The sequence below is a fragment of the Serratia sp. MF1(2023) genome (assembly GCF_030954545.1).
Lineage (GTDB): Bacteria > Pseudomonadota > Gammaproteobacteria > Enterobacterales > Enterobacteriaceae > Serratia > Serratia sarumanii.
The window spans coordinates 37701-53953 of the sequence record NZ_JAVHUX010000022.1; the positions used below are offsets into that span (position 1 = coordinate 37701).

Annotated in this window: 11 protein-coding genes; 5 read left to right on the forward strand and 6 right to left on the reverse strand. The window is 60.6% G+C overall.

Translation table 11 applies throughout. The features are described from left to right. Window positions 1–429 precede the first annotated feature (429 nt). Complete coding sequence (locus tag REA38_RS13280; RefSeq protein WP_060421267.1) at window positions 430–2496, reverse strand: carbon starvation CstA family protein; 2067 nt, start codon at window positions 2494–2496, stop codon at window positions 430–432. A gap of 385 nt (window positions 2497–2881) precedes the next feature. Here REA38_RS13280 and REA38_RS13285 point away from each other — a divergent pair, with 385 nt between their 5' ends. Beyond that, window positions 2882–4045 (forward strand): M20 aminoacylase family protein, encoded by a 1164-nt coding sequence (locus REA38_RS13285; protein WP_308886023.1) that lies wholly within the window; start codon window positions 2882–2884, stop codon window positions 4043–4045. Between the two features lie 30 nt (window positions 4046–4075). Beyond that, on the forward strand, window positions 4076–5386 hold the full coding sequence (locus tag REA38_RS13290) for an MFS transporter (protein WP_049212557.1): 1311 nt from the start codon (window positions 4076–4078) through the stop codon (window positions 5384–5386). Between the two features lie 75 nt (window positions 5387–5461). On the opposite strand, the gene REA38_RS13295 is transcribed toward REA38_RS13290, so the two are convergent. Both REA38_RS13295 and gloA read right to left on the reverse strand, forming a co-directional pair. After that, entirely contained in the window at window positions 5462–7396 is a 1935-nt protein-coding gene (locus REA38_RS13295) for an exoribonuclease II (protein ID WP_308886024.1), read from the reverse strand. Window positions 7397–7583: 187 nt separating this feature from the next. Further along, entirely contained in the window at window positions 7584–8111 is a 528-nt protein-coding gene (gene gloA, locus REA38_RS13300) for a lactoylglutathione lyase (RefSeq protein ID WP_308886025.1), read from the reverse strand. A gap of 99 nt (window positions 8112–8210) precedes the next feature. On the opposite strand from gloA, the gene REA38_RS13305 reads away from it, so the two are divergent. Then, the gene (locus REA38_RS13305) at window positions 8211–9065 is read left to right on the forward strand and encodes a LysR family transcriptional regulator (RefSeq protein WP_033648464.1); all 855 of its coding nucleotides are present in this window, start codon (window positions 8211–8213) and stop codon (window positions 9063–9065) included. A gap of 15 nt (window positions 9066–9080) precedes the next feature. Here REA38_RS13305 and REA38_RS13310 read toward each other — a convergent pair whose 3' ends face one another. Beyond that, a complete protein-coding gene (locus REA38_RS13310; RefSeq protein WP_041035302.1) occupies window positions 9081–11387 on the reverse strand; it encodes an FdhF/YdeP family oxidoreductase in 2307 nt (768 codons plus the stop codon). Between the two features lie 282 nt (window positions 11388–11669). On the opposite strand from REA38_RS13310, the gene dacD reads away from it, so the two are divergent. Both dacD and REA38_RS13320 read left to right on the forward strand, forming a co-directional pair. Continuing rightward, window positions 11670–12839 (forward strand): serine-type D-Ala-D-Ala carboxypeptidase DacD, encoded by a 1170-nt coding sequence (gene dacD, locus REA38_RS13315; protein WP_308886026.1) that lies wholly within the window; start codon window positions 11670–11672, stop codon window positions 12837–12839. A 70-nt stretch (window positions 12840–12909) separates the two neighbouring features. Next, window positions 12910–13815, forward strand: coding sequence for a LysR family transcriptional regulator (locus tag REA38_RS13320; RefSeq protein ID WP_033653045.1), 906 nt, complete (start codon window positions 12910–12912; stop codon window positions 13813–13815). 88 nt (window positions 13816–13903) lie between these two features. On the opposite strand, the gene REA38_RS13325 is transcribed toward REA38_RS13320, so the two are convergent. Both REA38_RS13325 and REA38_RS13330 read right to left on the reverse strand, forming a co-directional pair. After that, the gene (locus REA38_RS13325) at window positions 13904–14452 is read right to left on the reverse strand and encodes an inclusion body family protein (protein WP_033634697.1); all 549 of its coding nucleotides are present in this window, start codon (window positions 14450–14452) and stop codon (window positions 13904–13906) included. Between the two features lie 455 nt (window positions 14453–14907). Then, a complete protein-coding gene (locus REA38_RS13330; RefSeq protein WP_308886027.1) occupies window positions 14908–16092 on the reverse strand; it encodes a peroxidase in 1185 nt (394 codons plus the stop codon). Between the last annotated feature and the right edge of the window lie 161 nt (window positions 16093–16253).

A 16253-nucleotide genomic window follows, 5' to 3' on the forward strand; every position in this document is an offset into this window, starting at 1 on the left:
AACAATCTGAAATATAACATAACGATAATGGAAGATCAGCAATGATACCCTTGTGATACTTCAGTTTCTTTGCACTTCGGTAAATGCCCATTGCACCGAAGCTTCTGGTATGTATGTTCCCGAGTAGTCCCTGAAAATCTCCTATCTCCTATCTCCTACCTCCTATCTCGTGTCTTTACTGCACGTTGTGGTCTAGCGTCAGGCGAACGGCATGGCCGGGTGCCAGTCGTGCCATACGCAACTGAGCGAAAGCAAAAAATAGAAATAGCCTAGGCAGGCAAGAAATAAAACAGCTGCAGCAGTCCGTTGATCGGTGAGGCGGAGGCGGATGCCGCCGTAAACGCAATATTGCCCACCGGCGCGGTAACGACCCAACCCCTCGAGCAGCGCATTGCTCGAGAGGCCGGCCGTCTATCTCAACCCCGGGACTCAGCCACGGCTGGTTTCCTCCCGCAGTGCGGCGCTGACCTCGTGCGCCGTCGGTTGTTCGGTGCGCAACGCTCGGCGGATGGCGAAGAAAGCGGCGATCAGCATGGTCACCGCCACCAGCATAAAGAACCCGCACAGCGCGGCGTTGATTTGGTTGCTGAACACGATGGTTTCCATGTCTTTTAACGACTTGGCCGGCGCAATGATCGTACCTTGCTCGATGCCGGTGGAGAACTTCTTCGCCTGCGCCAGGAAGCCGATGCTCGGTTTTTCGTGGAAGATCTTCTGCCAGCCGGCGGTCATGGAGGTCACGAACAGCCAGGCGGTCGGCAGAATGGTGACCCAGGCGTAGCGCTGTTTTTTCATTTTGAACAGTACCACGGTGCCGAGGATTAGCGCCATCGATGCCAGCATCTGGTTGCCGATGCCGAACAGTGGCCACAGGGTATTGATGCCGCCAAGCGGATCGACCACGCCCTGATACACGAAGAAGCCCCAGCCGGCCACCGCCACCGTGGTGCCCGCCAGGTTGCCGAACCAGGAACGGTTGTTGGCCAGTTGCGGCACCGCCACGCCCACCAGATCCTGCACCATAAAGCGGCAGGCGCGGGTGCCGGCGTCGACGGCGGTCAGAATGAACAGCGCTTCGAACAGAATGGCGAAGTGGTACCAGAAGGCCATCATCGCCCGGCTGTTGAACACCTCGCTGATGATGTGTGCCATGCCCACGGCGAAGGTCGGGGCGCCGCCGGCGCGCGACAGGATGGAGTTCTCACCCACCTCTTTGGCGATCAGCGCCAGCGTTTCCGGCGTGACGATAAAGCCCCAGCTGTTAATGACCTGCGAAGCATTTTCCACCGTGGTGCCGATTAGCGCCGCCGGTGAGTTCATGGCGAAGTAAACCCCCGGATCCAGCACCGAGGCGCAGATCAGCGCCATGATGGCGACGAAAGACTCCATCAGCATGGCGCCGTAACCGATAAAGCGGATGTGGCTTTCGCGCTCCACCAGCTTGGGCGTAGTGCCGCTGGAGACCAGCGCGTGGAAGCCGGAAATGGCGCCGCAGGCGATGGTGATGAACAGGAACGGGAACAGTGCGCCGGCGAACACCGGGCCGCTGCCGTCGATGAAGCGCGAAACCGCCGGCATTTTCATCTCCGGCATGGCGAAGACGATGCCGATGGCCAGGCCGATGATGACGCCGATTTTCATAAAGGTGGAAAGGTAGTCGCGCGGCGCCAGCAGCAGCCACACCGGCAGCACCGAAGCGACGAAGCCGTAGATCACCAGCACCCAGGTCAGGGTGGTGCCGTGCAGCGTGAAGAACGGCCCCCAGTAGGGATCTTGCGCCACGTTGCCGCCGTAAATGATCGCCAGCAGCATCAGCACGAAGCCAATCACTGAAATTTCAGCGATCTTGCCCGGCCGGATAAAACGCATGTAGATGCCCATGAACAGCGCGATCGGGATGGTGGCGGCGATGGTGAACAGCCCCCACGGGCTGTCGGCCAGCGCTTTTACCACCACCAGCGCCAGCGCCGACAGGATGATGATCATCACCCCCAGCGCGCCGAGCATGGTGATCACCCCGGCGAAGGCGCCCAACTCTTGCTTGGCCATTTCCCCCAGCGAACGCCCGTCGCGGCGCGTGGAAATGAACAGCACCAGGAAATCCTGCACCGCGCCGGCCAGCATGACGCCGACCAGGATCCAGATGGTCCCCGGCAGGAAGCCCATCTGCGCGGCCAGAATCGGCCCCACCAGCGGCCCGGCGCCGGCGATGGCGGCGAAGTGGTGGCCGAACAGCACCCATTTGTTGGTGGGCACATAGTCCAGGCCGTCGTTGCGGCGTTCGGCCGGGGTCAGACGGCGGTCGTCCAGTTCAAAGACCTTGTCGGCAATAAACCGGCTGTAGAAGCGGTAGGCGATGCTGTAGCAGGCGACGGCGGCGACCACCAGCCAGACGGCGTTGACGTGTTCGCCGCGGCTGAGCGCCAGCATGGCGAAGGCGAAGGCGCCGACCAACGCCACCAGCAGCCAGATAAGTCCGGACCTGATGTTTTTCATGAAACAACTCCTTGGCGTACAGAGGTAAAAATCGACGTTGTTATTTGGAATGACGTTTTAACAGTAGAAGTTTTGCCGCTGAACCGCGGCAGGTCGGATGAGAAATGTGAAGCAGGTGGGGTTTTAGTGTAAAAACAAAGTGATGAAACAGCGTTGGCGCAGGCTGCCGCCCACAGAATCCCGGGCAGTTATTCATTCTGCATTTTCGCGGCGCGGACAGCGAATCATTGTCGTTTTTTATCTGGATACGGCGTCTGGCGGATTATTATTTTATCTGTCGAGGCGAGCCGAAATAAAATTATTCATGCCGTGTTATACCTTTATTTTCACCCCCAGGTTTATTCATTCACCAAATAAATAATAAAATCACGAAAGGAATGTAATTATGATAAATAAAATCATCGAAGGGTATTTACCGCAGCTCACGGCTATTCGGCACGATATTCATCAGCACCCCGAATTGGGTTTCGAAGAGTTTCGCACCAGCGATCTGGTCGCGGATTATCTGAGTTCGTGGGGTTATGAGGTGCACCGCGGATTGGCGGGCACCGGCGTGGTGGGCACGCTGCGGGCGGGCGACGGCGTGAAAAGCCTCGGGCTGCGCGCCGATATGGATGCCTTGCCGATCGAGGAGAACACCGGCAAACCCTGGAGCAGCAGCGTGGCCAACCGCATGCACGCCTGCGGCCATGACGGCCATACCACCATGCTGCTCGGCGCCGCCCGTTACCTGGCGCATACGCGCAACTTCAACGGCACGCTGCACCTGATTTTCCAACCGGCGGAAGAGATGCTGAACGGCGGCGCGCGCATGGTGGAACAGGGGCTGTTCGAGCGCTTCCCCTGCGACGCCATCTTCGCCATGCACAACATGCCGGGCATGCCGCTCGGTGAGTTCTTCTTCCAGCACGGCCCGTTTATGGCCTCGATGGATCAGTTCAACGTGCGGGTGCAGGGGCGTGGCGGCCACGGCGCCATCCCGCAGCTGGCGATCGATCCGGTGCTGGTGGCCTCGCATATCACCGTTTCCCTGCAGAGCATCGTCTCGCGCAATATCGATCCGCTGGAAGCGGCGGTGATCACCGTCGGCAGCATCAAGGCCGGTGAGGCGGCCAACGTGATCCCGGACAGCGCGGAGATGAAGCTCAGCGTGCGCTCGCTGGATCGCCAGGCGCGCGCAACCTTGCTGGCGCGCATTCCGGCGCTGATCGAGGCGCAGGCGGCAAGCTTCGGCGCTCACGCGGTGGTGGAACATGTTAACGGCACGCCGGTGCTGATCAACGACGAAGGGATGACCCGTTTCGCCCACCGCGTGGCGGAACAGCAGTTCGGCGCCGCCCGCGCGCACTATGGCGCCCGGCCGCTGATGGGCAGCGAAGATTTCGCCTTCATGCTCGATGCGCACCCGCAGGGCTGTTACCTGGTCATCGGCAACGGCGATGGCGAAGGCAGCTGCATGGTGCATAACCCGGGATATGACTTTAACGACGGCTGTCTGGCGGCCGGCAGCCATTATTGGGCAGCGTTGGCGGAAGCGTATTTAAAATAAACGCGAAAAATAATAACAGGGAAGATAATGATGAGTGAAAATACGGCTGAAACTCAAACGGCAATAATATCGGCTCCGAACGCCAGCGGCAAAAAGATCATATTCGCCGCCTCTTTCGGTAATGCGCTGGAGTTTTTTGACTTCGGTATTTATAACTTCTTCGTTATTTACATCAGCGTATTGTTCTTTCCACCGTCCAGCGATCCGCATTTGGCATTGCTGTTGGCGTTCGCGACGTTTGGCGTCAGCTTCTTCATGCGGCCGCTGGGCGGCATTCTGATTGGCGCCTATGCCGATCGCTGCGGCCGCAAACCGGCGATGATCCTGACGATTTCCTTGATGAGCCTGGGCACGGCGATGATCGGCTTTGCGCCGACCTACGCCAGCGCCGGCTACTGGGGAACCGTCACCTTGGTAGCGGCGCGCCTGATCCAGGGCGTGGCGGCGGGCGGCGAGGTAGGGGCGTCGATGTCGTTGCTGGTGGAGTCGGCGCCGCCCAACCGGCGCGGCTTCTATTCCAGCTGGTCGTTGGCGACGCAGGGCATCGCCACCGTGGTTGGCGGCGTCACCGCGCTGGCGCTCAGCGCGGCCTTGCCGGTGCTTTCCGGCGAGCCGAACGCCATGGCCGAGTGGGGATGGCGTATTCCTTTCTTTATCGGCGTGGCGCTGGCGCCGCTCGGTTGCTGGCTGCGTCTCGGGCTGGAGAGCGATCGGCCGTCGGTGCCGCGGGCGCACGAGCCACCCGCGCAGTTGCGCAAGCACTCGCGGGCGGTGGTGCTCGGCGTGATGCTGACCATCGGCGCCACCGTCGCCACTTACATCTCGATGTATTATCTCGGCACCTACGCGGTGAAATACTTGGGGATGGCGCAGGCCTACGGCTATGCCGCGATGCTACTGGCGGGGCTTGTCACCTTCGGCGGCAGCCTGCTGGTCGGGCACTGGTGCGATCGTTACGGCCGCCTGCCGCTGATCCGTTGGTCGCGGATCGCAATTCTGATCGTGGCCCTGCCGGCGTTTTGGTGGCTGAGCGCGGTGCCGCATCCGGCGGTGCTGTTGCTGATAGTCGCGCTGCTGGTCGGGTTGACCACGCTCGGTTCGGTGCCGACCATGCTGATGATTTCGGAGCTGTTCCCGCAGCGCATTCGCGCTTTGGGGTTTGCGTTGGTCTACAGCCTCGGGGTGGCGATCTTCGGCGGTTTTGCCCAGTACATCGCCTCGCAGTCGATCGCGCTGAGCGGCTCGCTGCTGGCGCCCGCCGTCTATTTGATGCTGGCGACGCTGGCTTCGCTGGCGGTGCTGCCGCTGCTGCGCGAAACCGGCGGCGAGCCGCTGCGCTAGCCGGAATGAGGCGAAAAAAAACGCCGGCGGTTTTCACCGTCGGCGTTTGGCGCTGCTACCGTTTCAGATTGGCGTTCAGGCCGCAGGGCGGGCGATCACGCTGCGGGTTTCCATGCGCACTTCGGCGATGGTGACCTGCAAGGTGTCGCTCTGGCGGTAAACCACTTCACCCTTGATCTGCACGGTGCCGGTTTCCTGGCTGCACTGCATCTCGTCGCGCACCGCGTGAATAAACGGCGCCGGAATGAAGGCAACCGCGCCGTTGTCCAGCAGGCGCACGCGCAGGCCGCCGCGGGTCACGTCGATGATCTCGGCGTTGAAGCGGGTATCGGTACCGGCCTTGTCCTGCAGGAAGCGAGCGTACAGCCAGTCGCCAACGTCGCGCTCCGCCATGCGGTTGAGGCGGCGGCGCTCCGCCAGCTGTACCGTCACGTCATCCTGCGGTTTTTCCGCCGGCTGCTGGTTGATGATCGCCTTCAGCAGGCGATGGTTGACCATATCGCCGTATTTACGGATCGGCGATGTCCAGGTGGCGTAAGCCTCCAGCCCCAGACCGAAGTGTGGCCCCGGCGTGGTGCTGATCTCCGCGAAGGTCTGGAAGCGGCGGATGCGGCTGTCGAGGAACTGGGTCGGCTGCGCGTCCAGGTGGCGGCGCAGTTCGCAGAAACCGTCGAGGGTCAGCAGCTTGTCGGCTTCGGCTTCCACGCCGTTGGCCTGCAATACGGTGACCGCTTGCTCGACCAGCGCAGGATCGAAACCGGTGTGCACGTTGTACACGCCGAAGCCCAGGCGATCGCGCAGCACGATGGCGGCGCAGACGTTGGCGGCGATCATGCACTCTTCAACGATGCGGTTAGCGCTGCGGCGCTGTTCGGTAACGATCTCCAGCACGTCGCCTTTTTCACCCAGCACGAAGCGGTAGTCCGGGCGATCTTTAAACACCAGCGCATGCTGGTGGCGCCAGGCGTTGCGCGCGTCGCAAACGCGTTTCAGTAGGGCTACCTGCTGTGCGATGGCGTCGCTCGGCGGCTGCCAGCCGGCAATGCCTTCCAGCCAGTCGGACACTTCGTCGTACACCAGTTTGGCTTTGGATTCGATCTCGGCGGCGAAGAACTGAATATCTTCGCCCAGCGCGCCGTCGGGGGCGATGGTCACGCGGCAAGCCAGCACCTGGCGGCGCTCGTTAGGGCGCAGCGAGCACAGGTTGTCCGACAGATCGCGCGGCAACATCGGGATGTTGAAGCCAGGCAGGTAGTTGGTGAAGGCGCGCACGCGGGCGATATCGTCCAGCTTGCTGCCTTGTTCGACGTAGGCGGTCGGATCGGCGATGGCGATGGTCAACTGCAGCGAACCGTCACCGTTGTCGGTCACGTACAGCGCATCGTCCATGTCTTCGGTGCTGGCGCTGTCGATGGTAACGAATTCGAGCGCGGTCAGATCTTCACGCGCCGACGCGGCGGCCGGCTCGCTGAGAGCCAGCATCTCCGGCGCCTCTTTTTCCAGGTTGTGACGCGCCAGCGTCACCCACCACGGGGCGAAATGGTCTTCACCGTTGGTGATAAACTGGGTCAGATCGGCGTTGAAGCCGCGATCGCCTTTCAGCGGATGACGGCGCATTTCCGCCACCGCCCAGTCGCCGGCCTGGAAGTTGTGGGTCAATTCACGCACCGGGCGGCACGGAATCGCCTCTTTCAGCAACGGATGATCGGGCACGATGGACAGACGGTCGTCGCGCTTTTGCACGCGGCCGACAAAGCGCGACAGGAACGGCTCGACCAGGGTTTCCGGCTCGGCGATTTCGCGCTCTTTCTCGGTGTGCAGGGTGGCGATAATGCGATCCCCGTGCATGACTTTCTTCATGTACGGCGGCGGAATGAAGTAACTTTTTTGACCGTCTACTTCAAGAAAGCCAAAGCCTTTCTCAGTCCCTTTCACGACGCCTTCAACGCGCGGGGTTTGAGAGTGAAGTTGCTGTTTAAGCTGCGCCAGCAGCGGGTTATCTTGAAACATATCGTCCAGTGAATGGGTTGTGAGTGGCAAGATTTGCGGCTGACAGTTTTACGCGAATCACCCGCTGCGAGCAAGCCTAACGTCACTGAACCCCGCGTTGCCGCGCGATTTTGCGCAAGATTGGTCAATCGAAACGCTATCGATGAAAAACCCCGGCGCGAGGGCCGGGGTGGAGGGCGGGTGACCGTCAGTCTTGCAGCGGCGTCGGCTGCAGGATTTCAATCCAGTAATCGTCCGGATCGCGAATGAACGCCACGTAGTTCATGCGGCCTTCATGCAGGCGTTTCTGGAAGGTGACGCCGAGGCGCTCAAACCGCTCGCAGGCGGCGTGCACGTCCGGCACCGTGACGCACAGGTGGCCAAAGCCGCGCGGCTCGCCGTTGCCGTTGTGATAGTGGAAATCCGCCTGATTTTCGGTGTCGTGGTTATGGGTCAGCTCGAGAATGCCCGGCTGGCTCAGCGCCCAGCGCTTGCGTTCGTCGTCGTCCTGCGGGATCTGTTCACGCGGGCTGCGCGTCAGGTAGCAGATGGTGAAGGCGGCTTCTTCGAACGTTTCCAGATAAACCGGGGTAAAGCCCAGCACGCGGGTGTAGAAATCCAGCGCCTTGGTCAGATCCTTCACGCGGATCATGGTGTGGTTGAACACGTAACCGTCGGTTACCGCATCCGGTTGGGCCGCCACGCCGGGCAGCGTCAGTAGGTCATTCAGTGGCATCAGAGATCCTCCTCAGGGTGTCGGCAGACTGTAGGTGAAATCGATGCTAATCTAAAGTGATTGTTTTTAACTAAAACACTAACTAAAAGTGAATGATAGATGAAGCTGAGCCAGCTGAAGTTTTTCTGCACCGTGGTGGAACATAAAACCATCGCCGCCGCCGCGCGCGAGCTGCACTGCGTGCCTTCCAACGTCACGCTGCGGCTGCGCGAGCTGGAGGAGTCGCTGGGCGGCGAGCTGTTTTTCCGCGACAAGAACCGGCTGTACGTCAATCCCAAAGGGCGGCTGTTCTACCAGCAGGCGCGCGACATTGTGGCGCAGGCGGAGCGCAGCAAGCAGCTGTTCGCCGGCGAGCACCAACATGGGCTGCTGAACCTCGGGGCGCTGGATTTCTCGCTGGTCAGCCATTTGCCGGCGCGCATTGCCCGGCTGCGCCGTTTACAGCCTCATCTGCACATCAACGTGCTGAGCCGCGACTCGCTGGTGCTGGAACGCATGTTGATCGACAGCGATCTCGATCTGGCGATCACCGACGGCCCGATAGAACATCCGCTGCTGGCCAGCCAAAAGGCATTCGACGAACGGCTGGTATTGCTGATGCCGGCCGATGCCGGGGAACCCGACGCCGCCACGCTGGCGCCGCTGGAGTTTTACACCTTCAGCCGCGAATGTTCGTTTCGCCTGAAGGTCGATCACTGGCTGGCCTCGCGCGGGCTGAAACCGCGCATGACGCTGGAAATGGAGTCTTATGCCGCGATGGCGGCCTGCGTGCAGGCCGGTTGTGGCGTCGCCTGCGTACCCGGTTCGTTGCTGCCGCTGATCTTGCCGGCGCCGGGGCTGAAGGTGGTGGAAATGGGTGAGGAGGGGGTGAGCGACCTGTATTTCGTCTGGCGACGGCATCAGCTGTCCGACGAGTTGCAGACCATCCTGGCGATATTGGCGCGCCCGGGGTGAACCGGGCGCGCGTTTTCAGGCGATGCGCAGCGAAGGTTGCTGTTCGCTGCGGCGGATCACCACCGGAATCGACTTCGAAGTCGGCGTGCCGGTACCGTCGCCGAAGCTGGCCAGCGGCACCAGCGGGTTGGTTTCCGGGTAGTAGGCCGCCAGGTTGCCACGCGGAATGTCGTAACTCACCAGCTTGAATCCGTCCACTTTACGCACCACGCCATCGTTCCACAGGGTTTCTATCTCTACCCGTTCGCCATCCTGCAGGCCCAGCGCCGCCAGATCCTCCGGATGGATGAACAACACTTCGCGTTGGCCGTAAACGCCGCGATAACGGTCATCCAGACCATAGATGGTGGTGTTGTACTGATCGTGCGAGCGCAGCGTCTGCAGGGTAAACGGCGCTTGCTCGCCGCCCAGCTGCGGGAACAGGGTGGTCGGCAGCGCGGCGGCGCTGAATTCTGCCTTGCCGCTTGGCGTGGCGAAGCGCAGTTCGGCGGCGGCATTGCCCAGGTAGAAACCGCCGGGCTGGTCGCAGCGCCGGTTGAAATCCTCGAAGCCGGGAATGGTGGCGGCGATATGATCGCGGATCAGCGAGTAGTCGTCGGCCAGTTCCAGCCAGTCCAACTGCCGGGTGCCCAGCACCGCGTCGGCGATGCCGCAGACGATCGCCGTCTCCGAACGTTGGGTCTCCGCCAGCGGTTTGCCGATGCCTTCCGAGGCGTGCACCATGCTGAACGAATCCTCGACCGTAATGTACTGCGAGCCGCTGGCCTGCATGTCCAGTTCGGTGCGGCCGAGCGTCGGCAGGATCAGCGCGTCTTTGCCGGTCACCAGGTGGCTGCGGTTAAGCTTGGTGCTGATATGCACCGTCAAATCGCAGTTGCGCAGGGCGCGGGCGGTGCGTTCGGTGTCCGGCGCCGCGGCGGCCAGGTTGCCGCCCAGCGCGATCAGCACTTTTACTTCGCCGCGCAGCATCGCTTCGATCGCTTCCACCGTGTTGTGGCCCAGCGCGCGGTTGGCGGTAAAGTTAAAGTGGCGCTCCAGGCTGTCGAGCAGCGCTTTGGGCGACTTCTCGTCGATCCCCATGGTGCGGTTACCCTGGACGTTGCTGTGGCCGCGTACCGGGCACAGGCCGGCGCCCGGTTTGCCCAGTTGCCCGAACAGCAGCTGCAGGTTGGTGATTTCGCGCACCGTCGCAATGGAGTGTTTATGCTGCGTCACGCCCATCGCCCAGGTGCAGATCACCCGTTCGGCGCCCTGATAGGTGGCCGCCGCCTGGCGCAGCTGCGCCTCGCTCAGGCCCGACTGCGCGGTAATGGTTTGCCACTCGGTGGCGTCTACCTGCGCCAGGTAAGCCTCCACGCCGACGCTGTGTCGTTCGATAAACGCCAGGTCGAACAGGGCGGGCTCGCCGGCGGCCAGACGCTGGCGGTGGGTTTCCAGCAGGGCTTTCACCATGCCGCGCACCGCCGCCATATCGCCGCCCAGATTCGGTTGGTAATAGGAAGAGCTGATCGGCGAGGATTTTGGCGTCAGCATCTGTACCGGATCCTGCGGATCGGCGAACCTTTCCAGCCCACGTTCGCGCAGGGTGTTGAAGCTGACGATGCGCGCGCCGCGTCGGGCGGCGTTTTTCAGGCTGTGCAGCATGCGCGGGTGGTTGGTGCCGGGGTTTTGACCGAACACGAAGATGGCATCGGCCTTTTCGAAGTCATCGATGCGGATGGTGCCTTTGCCGACCCCGATGCTCTGTTTCAGCCCAACGCCGCTCGCCTCGTGGCACATATTGGAGCAGTCGGGGAAATTGCTGGTGCCGAGCATGCGGCCGAACAGCTGATAAAGGTACGACGCTTCGTTGCTGGCGCGGCCCGAAGTATACAGCTCGATCTGGTTCGGGTTGTCCATGCCGTTGATGTGCTTGGCGATCAGCGCCAGCGCATCCGGCCAATGGATAGGCTCATAGTGGTCGGTTTCGGCGTTGTAGCGCATCGGATGGGTGAGGCGCCCCTGATACTCGAGGAAATAGTCGCTTTGCTGCTGCAGGGTGCTGACGCTGTGGGCGGCGAAGAACTCTGGCTCGACGGCGCTGCGAGTCGCTTCCCAACTGACCGCTTTGGCGCCGTTTTCGCAGAAGCTGAAGGTGCTGTGGTTGTCGTCGCCCCAGGCGCAGCCTGGGCAGTCGAAGCCGCGAGCCTTGTTGACGCGCATCAGGTTGCGCATGTTTTTGAGCGTTTGTTTACTGTCGAGGACAAAGCGGGTGGTGGCTTCAAGCGAACCCCAGCCGCCCGCCGGGCCGGTGTAAGGCTTGATTGACGGTTTAAATTTCATGATGACACTTCGCAGGTGGTTGTAGCTAAAAAGTAAACGCTTTTTTATGCGTCTTGCGTATTTATGTCACAAGTTTAGGGGGGCTGCCGGGTGGCGTCTAATCGAATGGGGCAATGGCGGCATAGAGCTTATCTATCGCCGGCGGCCGATGACGTAAACAAATGGTTGCATAAAGACACCCGCTGCAAAAGAGTAATGGTTTCGTCTGAAAGTGAATTAATGCAGTCTATCTCGCGGATTATATTGGCATTTTATTCAGCCTGCGGGCCTGAGGAACACAGCGTGAAGCGTTCAGTATCAGTGGTGATCGGCGGTATATTACTGCCTTTAGCGGCGCAGGCGGCGGGAACGACGCCCCATTTTCCCACCATGACCCCGCCGGCGATAGACGCCGCCTCTTACGTTTTGATGGATTACACCACCGGCCAGGTGTTGGCTGCCGGCAATGCCGATGAACGGCGCAACCCGGCCAGCCTGACCAAACTCATGACCGGGTTGGTGATCGACCACGCGCTTGACCAGCACAAGATTGGTCTTGACGATGTCGTCACCGTGGGGAAAGACGCCTGGGCGCAGGGCAACCCGGTGTTCAAGGGGTCTTCGTTGATGTTCCTGAAGCCCGGTGACAGGGTCACGGTACGCGATCTCAGCCGCGGCATTATCATCGATTCCGGCAACGACGCCTGCGTGGCGATGGCGGACTATGTGGCGGGCAGCCAGGCCAACTTCGTCAAGCTGATGAACGAGAAGAGCGCGCAGCTGGGCCTGCAGAACACCCATTTCGAAACGGTACACGGGCTGGATGCGCCGGGGCAGTTCACCACCGCCGGCGATCTGGCGGTGATTGCGCGTGCCATTATCATGAGTGAACCGGCGGAATATCATATGTACAGCGAGAAGTCGCTGACCTGGAACGGTATCACGCAGCAGAACCGCAATGGCCTGCTGTGGGATAAGACGCTGCACGTCGATGGGCTGAAAACCGGGCACACCGCCTCGGCCGGCTTCAACATCATCGCCTCCGCCACCGAAGGGGATCGCCGCCTGATCGCCGTGGTGATGGGCGGCAAAAGCGCTAAGGGGCGTGAGGAGCAGGCGCATAAGCTGTTGACCTGGGGGCTGCGCGACTTTACCACCGTACACCTGTTCAGCGCCGGGCAGAGCCTGGGGGAAGAGCCGGTCTGGTACGGCGAGGATCACCGCTTGCTGGTCGGCAGCGCGCAGAACCAGTCGCTCAGCCTGCCAAAAAACGAAGCGGACAAGCTGAAGGCGCAGTACGTAATCAATACCGCACGGCTGGAAGCGCCGATTGGCAAAGGGCAGACCGTCGGCGAGATCCGCATCAGCGACAATGGCCAGGTGGTGAAAACCCTGCCGCTGGTCGCGCTGCAGGCGGTGCCGCAGGGCGGCGTGTTCTCGCGCCTGGTGGATTACGTGAAGCTGAAGCTCTGACTCACCGGGCGGGCGAAGGCGCCCGGTGGTATTGGTATACTGATGCGACTGCCGATCATTGAGCCGCGCTATGGATATTAAACAACTGATTTATTTGTGTAATTTAGAACGGGAACGCCACTTCGGCCGGGCGGCGGAAGCCAGCTTCGTCAGCCAGCCAACGCTATCCATGCGATTGAAAAATCTGGAGAAAGAGCTGGGCGTTTCGCTGATTAACCGCGGCAACCATTTCGGCGGTTTTACCGCCGAAGGCGAGCGGGTGCTGGCGTGGGCGCGTGAGATCGTCTCGGTCTACCAGGGGCTGAAGCTGGAGGTGGAGTCGCTCAAGCACGGCTTGCACGGCACGCTGCGCCTTGGCGTGGTGCCGCAGTGCAGTATTTCGGTATCGGAAATGCTCAAGGCGGTCAGCGCGCGTTACCCGCATCTCGATTACCGGCTGGCGGTGCTGAGCGCCGATCAGCTGCTGGAGGCGCTGACGGCGCATACCGTCGACATCGGCATCGGCTTTTTCGAGCTGTCGACCTTAAAGGAGCTGCATTTCCAATCGCAACCGCTGGTGGAAACCGGCGTCGAGCTGGTATTTCATCCGCAACACTTCCCGAAGCTGGTGGGCGATACGCCGTTGCCGCTGGAAGCGGTGGCCGCTTTGCCGCTGTGCCTGGCCGAGCCGACGCGTTATTTTCGCCGCTATCTCGATCAACACTTCCGCGACGCCGGGTTGACGCTGCACACGCGGCTGGAGACGGCCTCGATCTTCCAACTGCTGGAGGGAATTTTCGTCGGCCTGGGCTGCGGGCTGTTCCCGCGCGGCCAGCTGCAATCGCCGCTGATGCCGGCGTTGCAGCGGCGCCCGGTGGCCATCGGCGCCATGCCGCGTCATGCGGCGGTGGTGGTCGATATGGCGGAGCGCGCCACGCCGTTGGCGCAAAAATTCTTCGACGCCGCCAGCGAGTGGCTGCGTCGGCAAAATGAATAGAGACGTTTAATTTTACCCGATGTTTCCGCAACGATTATGGCCCCGTGGGGCCATAATCATGTGGTGCCTAACGGTCGACGGAATAAGGTTAATTGCTGATGGTAATGGTCGGATCCCAATAGAAATAACCCAGTAATTTCTGATCGCCGCCATTTGGCCGATAATAAAGGCCAAATTGGATGCAATAATTTTCCGTGCCGGTATTGCTGATGTCCGCCTGGATGAACCAATAGGTTTGGTTGGTGAAGGTGACGGGGAACACGGTATTTTGCGCCGGCATCATCGAGCTGCGGGTGTACATTTTGAAGGTCGGGTTGGAAAAGACTTGGGTGCCGCTGCCGAACTGCGGCAGCCCGTAGATCAGCACGCCGGCGTCGAAATTGGCGGATTCTGAGGTGCCGGTCCAGCGAATGACGTCGCCGACATTGGCTTTAAAGTTCAGGTCCGCCGTGCCGGAACCGCCGATCACCTGCTCGGAGGTGACGACCATATAAGCGTATTGATGGCCGATACCTGTTGGGTTGCCGGAGTCCTGACTGGGGTTGTTATTCTCGAATGCTTCTATCAGAGCATCGGTATCGATGACGACAATCACGTTAACGATACTGTTGCTGGATTTAAGTTCTTGCTCAGACATGGGGTTACCTCACAATATTTTTTTGCTGTGATGGAAAATCAAAAAATAATGGGGTTGACGGCGAGCGTTTATTTTTAGTGAATATTTGAAATGGAAATCACAACGTCGCTATCGGCTTAATCATAGAAACTAAACAGCAAGGCCACCACTGCTGAAAAGTTAGAGGCGTTAATGTGTTCCTCTATTAATTAGCAGGGTTAAAACCTTGTTTTACTGCTTCTGCGATGAGAACGGTTACATAATTGAGCGAGGGCGCAATCTTTCTATTGCTTTGTTTGCAGACATAATTTTGACGAGTCGTTATTTTCGCGAACGGCAGGAAAAAACGAATCATAATTCTGACAAATATTATTTTTTCGGATTTATACTTTATCAGTTCATCTTTTGGTGAAGTTTTTAGCCAAAATAGACCAAAGAGAGTTAACGGCGAAATTAGCCGTCAACTCAGTGATAGGTCATTGCGCCGGCTGTGCCGGCTCCGCATCGCCCAGCGTTTGGCGCAGGCGGTTTTCCCAGGCGTAGAGCGCGGCGGTGAGGATCACTTCCAGCGCCTGTGCCTGATTCAGGCCGCTGTTGAACAACGGCTGCACGCTCTGCGGGGTGAATTTCTCCGGAGCGCGCGTCAGCTCGGCGGCGGTGTGGATCACCGCGCGTTTGACGGCATCCTCGGTAAAAGCCAGCCCCTGAGGCAGCCCGGCGAACAGCGCCTGGGCCAGCCCGTCGTCCTGTAGCTCTTGCGCCACCGTAGCCGCGCAGTAGCGGCTGCCGTTGATGCGCGAGACCGCCAGCGTCGCCAGCGCTTTCAATCGGCTCGATAACCCATATCCTTCGGCATTGATGCCGTTAAACACGCCGTTACGCTCGCGCAGCGCGGCGGCATCGTGCGCCAACAGCAAATAATAAGATTCGGCGCGCGCCTGCGGGTGGCTCTGATCCAGCACGTCAAGCTGTTCGGCGGCGGCGGCTTCCGTGTCGATTGTCGGCAGACGCGCAGTCCAGCTCAACTCGTCGGCGCTGAAAGCGACGCCATAGGCGTCTTCGACGTTCGGGAAGCCGGGCACCACCACCGCCGGGCGGCCGGCCAACGCCGCCACACCCGCCACTACGCGCGCCTGATAGCTGACAAAACCGATCGTCTGAGAGAAGGTTACGATATCCGCCGGGCTCAGCCCGACGTCGCCAAGCTGTTGCAGCGCCCTGCGGCAAATCAGCGTGGGCTGGCTGGCGAGCTGGCGGGCATATTGGGTGATCTGGGCAAGGCGGATATTGCTTTCCCGGGAGGCGTCCGGGCTGTGCAGCGGGGCGAGGCGGGCGGCGTAGTGGCTACAAAGCGATTGCACGCCCGTCACCTGAGCGACGGTCAACGCGGTGCTGAGGCGATCGTAGGGTGACAATGTCACGTATCGTGACAGCGACACCTGGTCGGGAAACAGCGCGTGGTAACCGGCCAGCGAGGCGTTGAATACCCCGGCGCGGGCGCTGAGCGCAGCATTTAGCGCTTCGTCGGCGAAGGCGCCCAGCCCCAGCAGAAAACGATCGCGCAGGGTGGCCGCCTGCGGCTCCAGCGGCGCATCGCCCCGTACGCTGCTTTGGGTTTCGTGATACCACTGGGCATTATGTTGTCGACGGAGTCGTTCCATAGGGTCAATCCTTAATCGTGAGCAACAGCCAACGCTGCATACGGCAGCGGCGGCTGGACAAAGAGGCAACATGCCCGCTGGCGGGGCGAAAGGCGGATTCAGCGCAGCTCATCGCAGCACAGCGCGTGGCCGTAAACAGAGAAACCGGCGGCCAGCGTAAG

Coding starts and splice junctions, on each gene's coding strand:
- REA38_RS13280 (WP_060421267.1), bottom strand. CDS start 2,496: ATGAAAAACATCAGGTCCGGACTTATCTGGCTGCTGGTGGCGTTGGTC.
- REA38_RS13285 (WP_308886023.1), top strand. CDS start 2,882: ATGATAAATAAAATCATCGAAGGGTATTTACCGCAGCTCACGGCTATT.
- REA38_RS13290 (WP_049212557.1), top strand. CDS start 4,076: ATGAGTGAAAATACGGCTGAAACTCAAACGGCAATAATATCGGCTCCG.
- REA38_RS13295 (WP_308886024.1), bottom strand. CDS start 7,396: ATGTTTCAAGATAACCCGCTGCTGGCGCAGCTTAAACAGCAACTTCAC.
- gloA (WP_308886025.1), bottom strand. CDS start 8,111: ATGCCACTGAATGACCTACTGACGCTGCCCGGCGTGGCGGCCCAACCG.
- REA38_RS13305 (WP_033648464.1), top strand. CDS start 8,211: ATGAAGCTGAGCCAGCTGAAGTTTTTCTGCACCGTGGTGGAACATAAA.
- REA38_RS13310 (WP_041035302.1), bottom strand. CDS start 11,387: ATGAAATTTAAACCGTCAATCAAGCCTTACACCGGCCCGGCGGGCGGC.
- REA38_RS13320 (WP_033653045.1), top strand. CDS start 12,910: ATGGATATTAAACAACTGATTTATTTGTGTAATTTAGAACGGGAACGC.
- REA38_RS13325 (WP_033634697.1), bottom strand. CDS start 14,452: ATGTCTGAGCAAGAACTTAAATCCAGCAACAGTATCGTTAACGTGATT.
- REA38_RS13330 (WP_308886027.1), bottom strand. CDS start 16,092: ATGGAACGACTCCGTCGACAACATAATGCCCAGTGGTATCACGAAACC.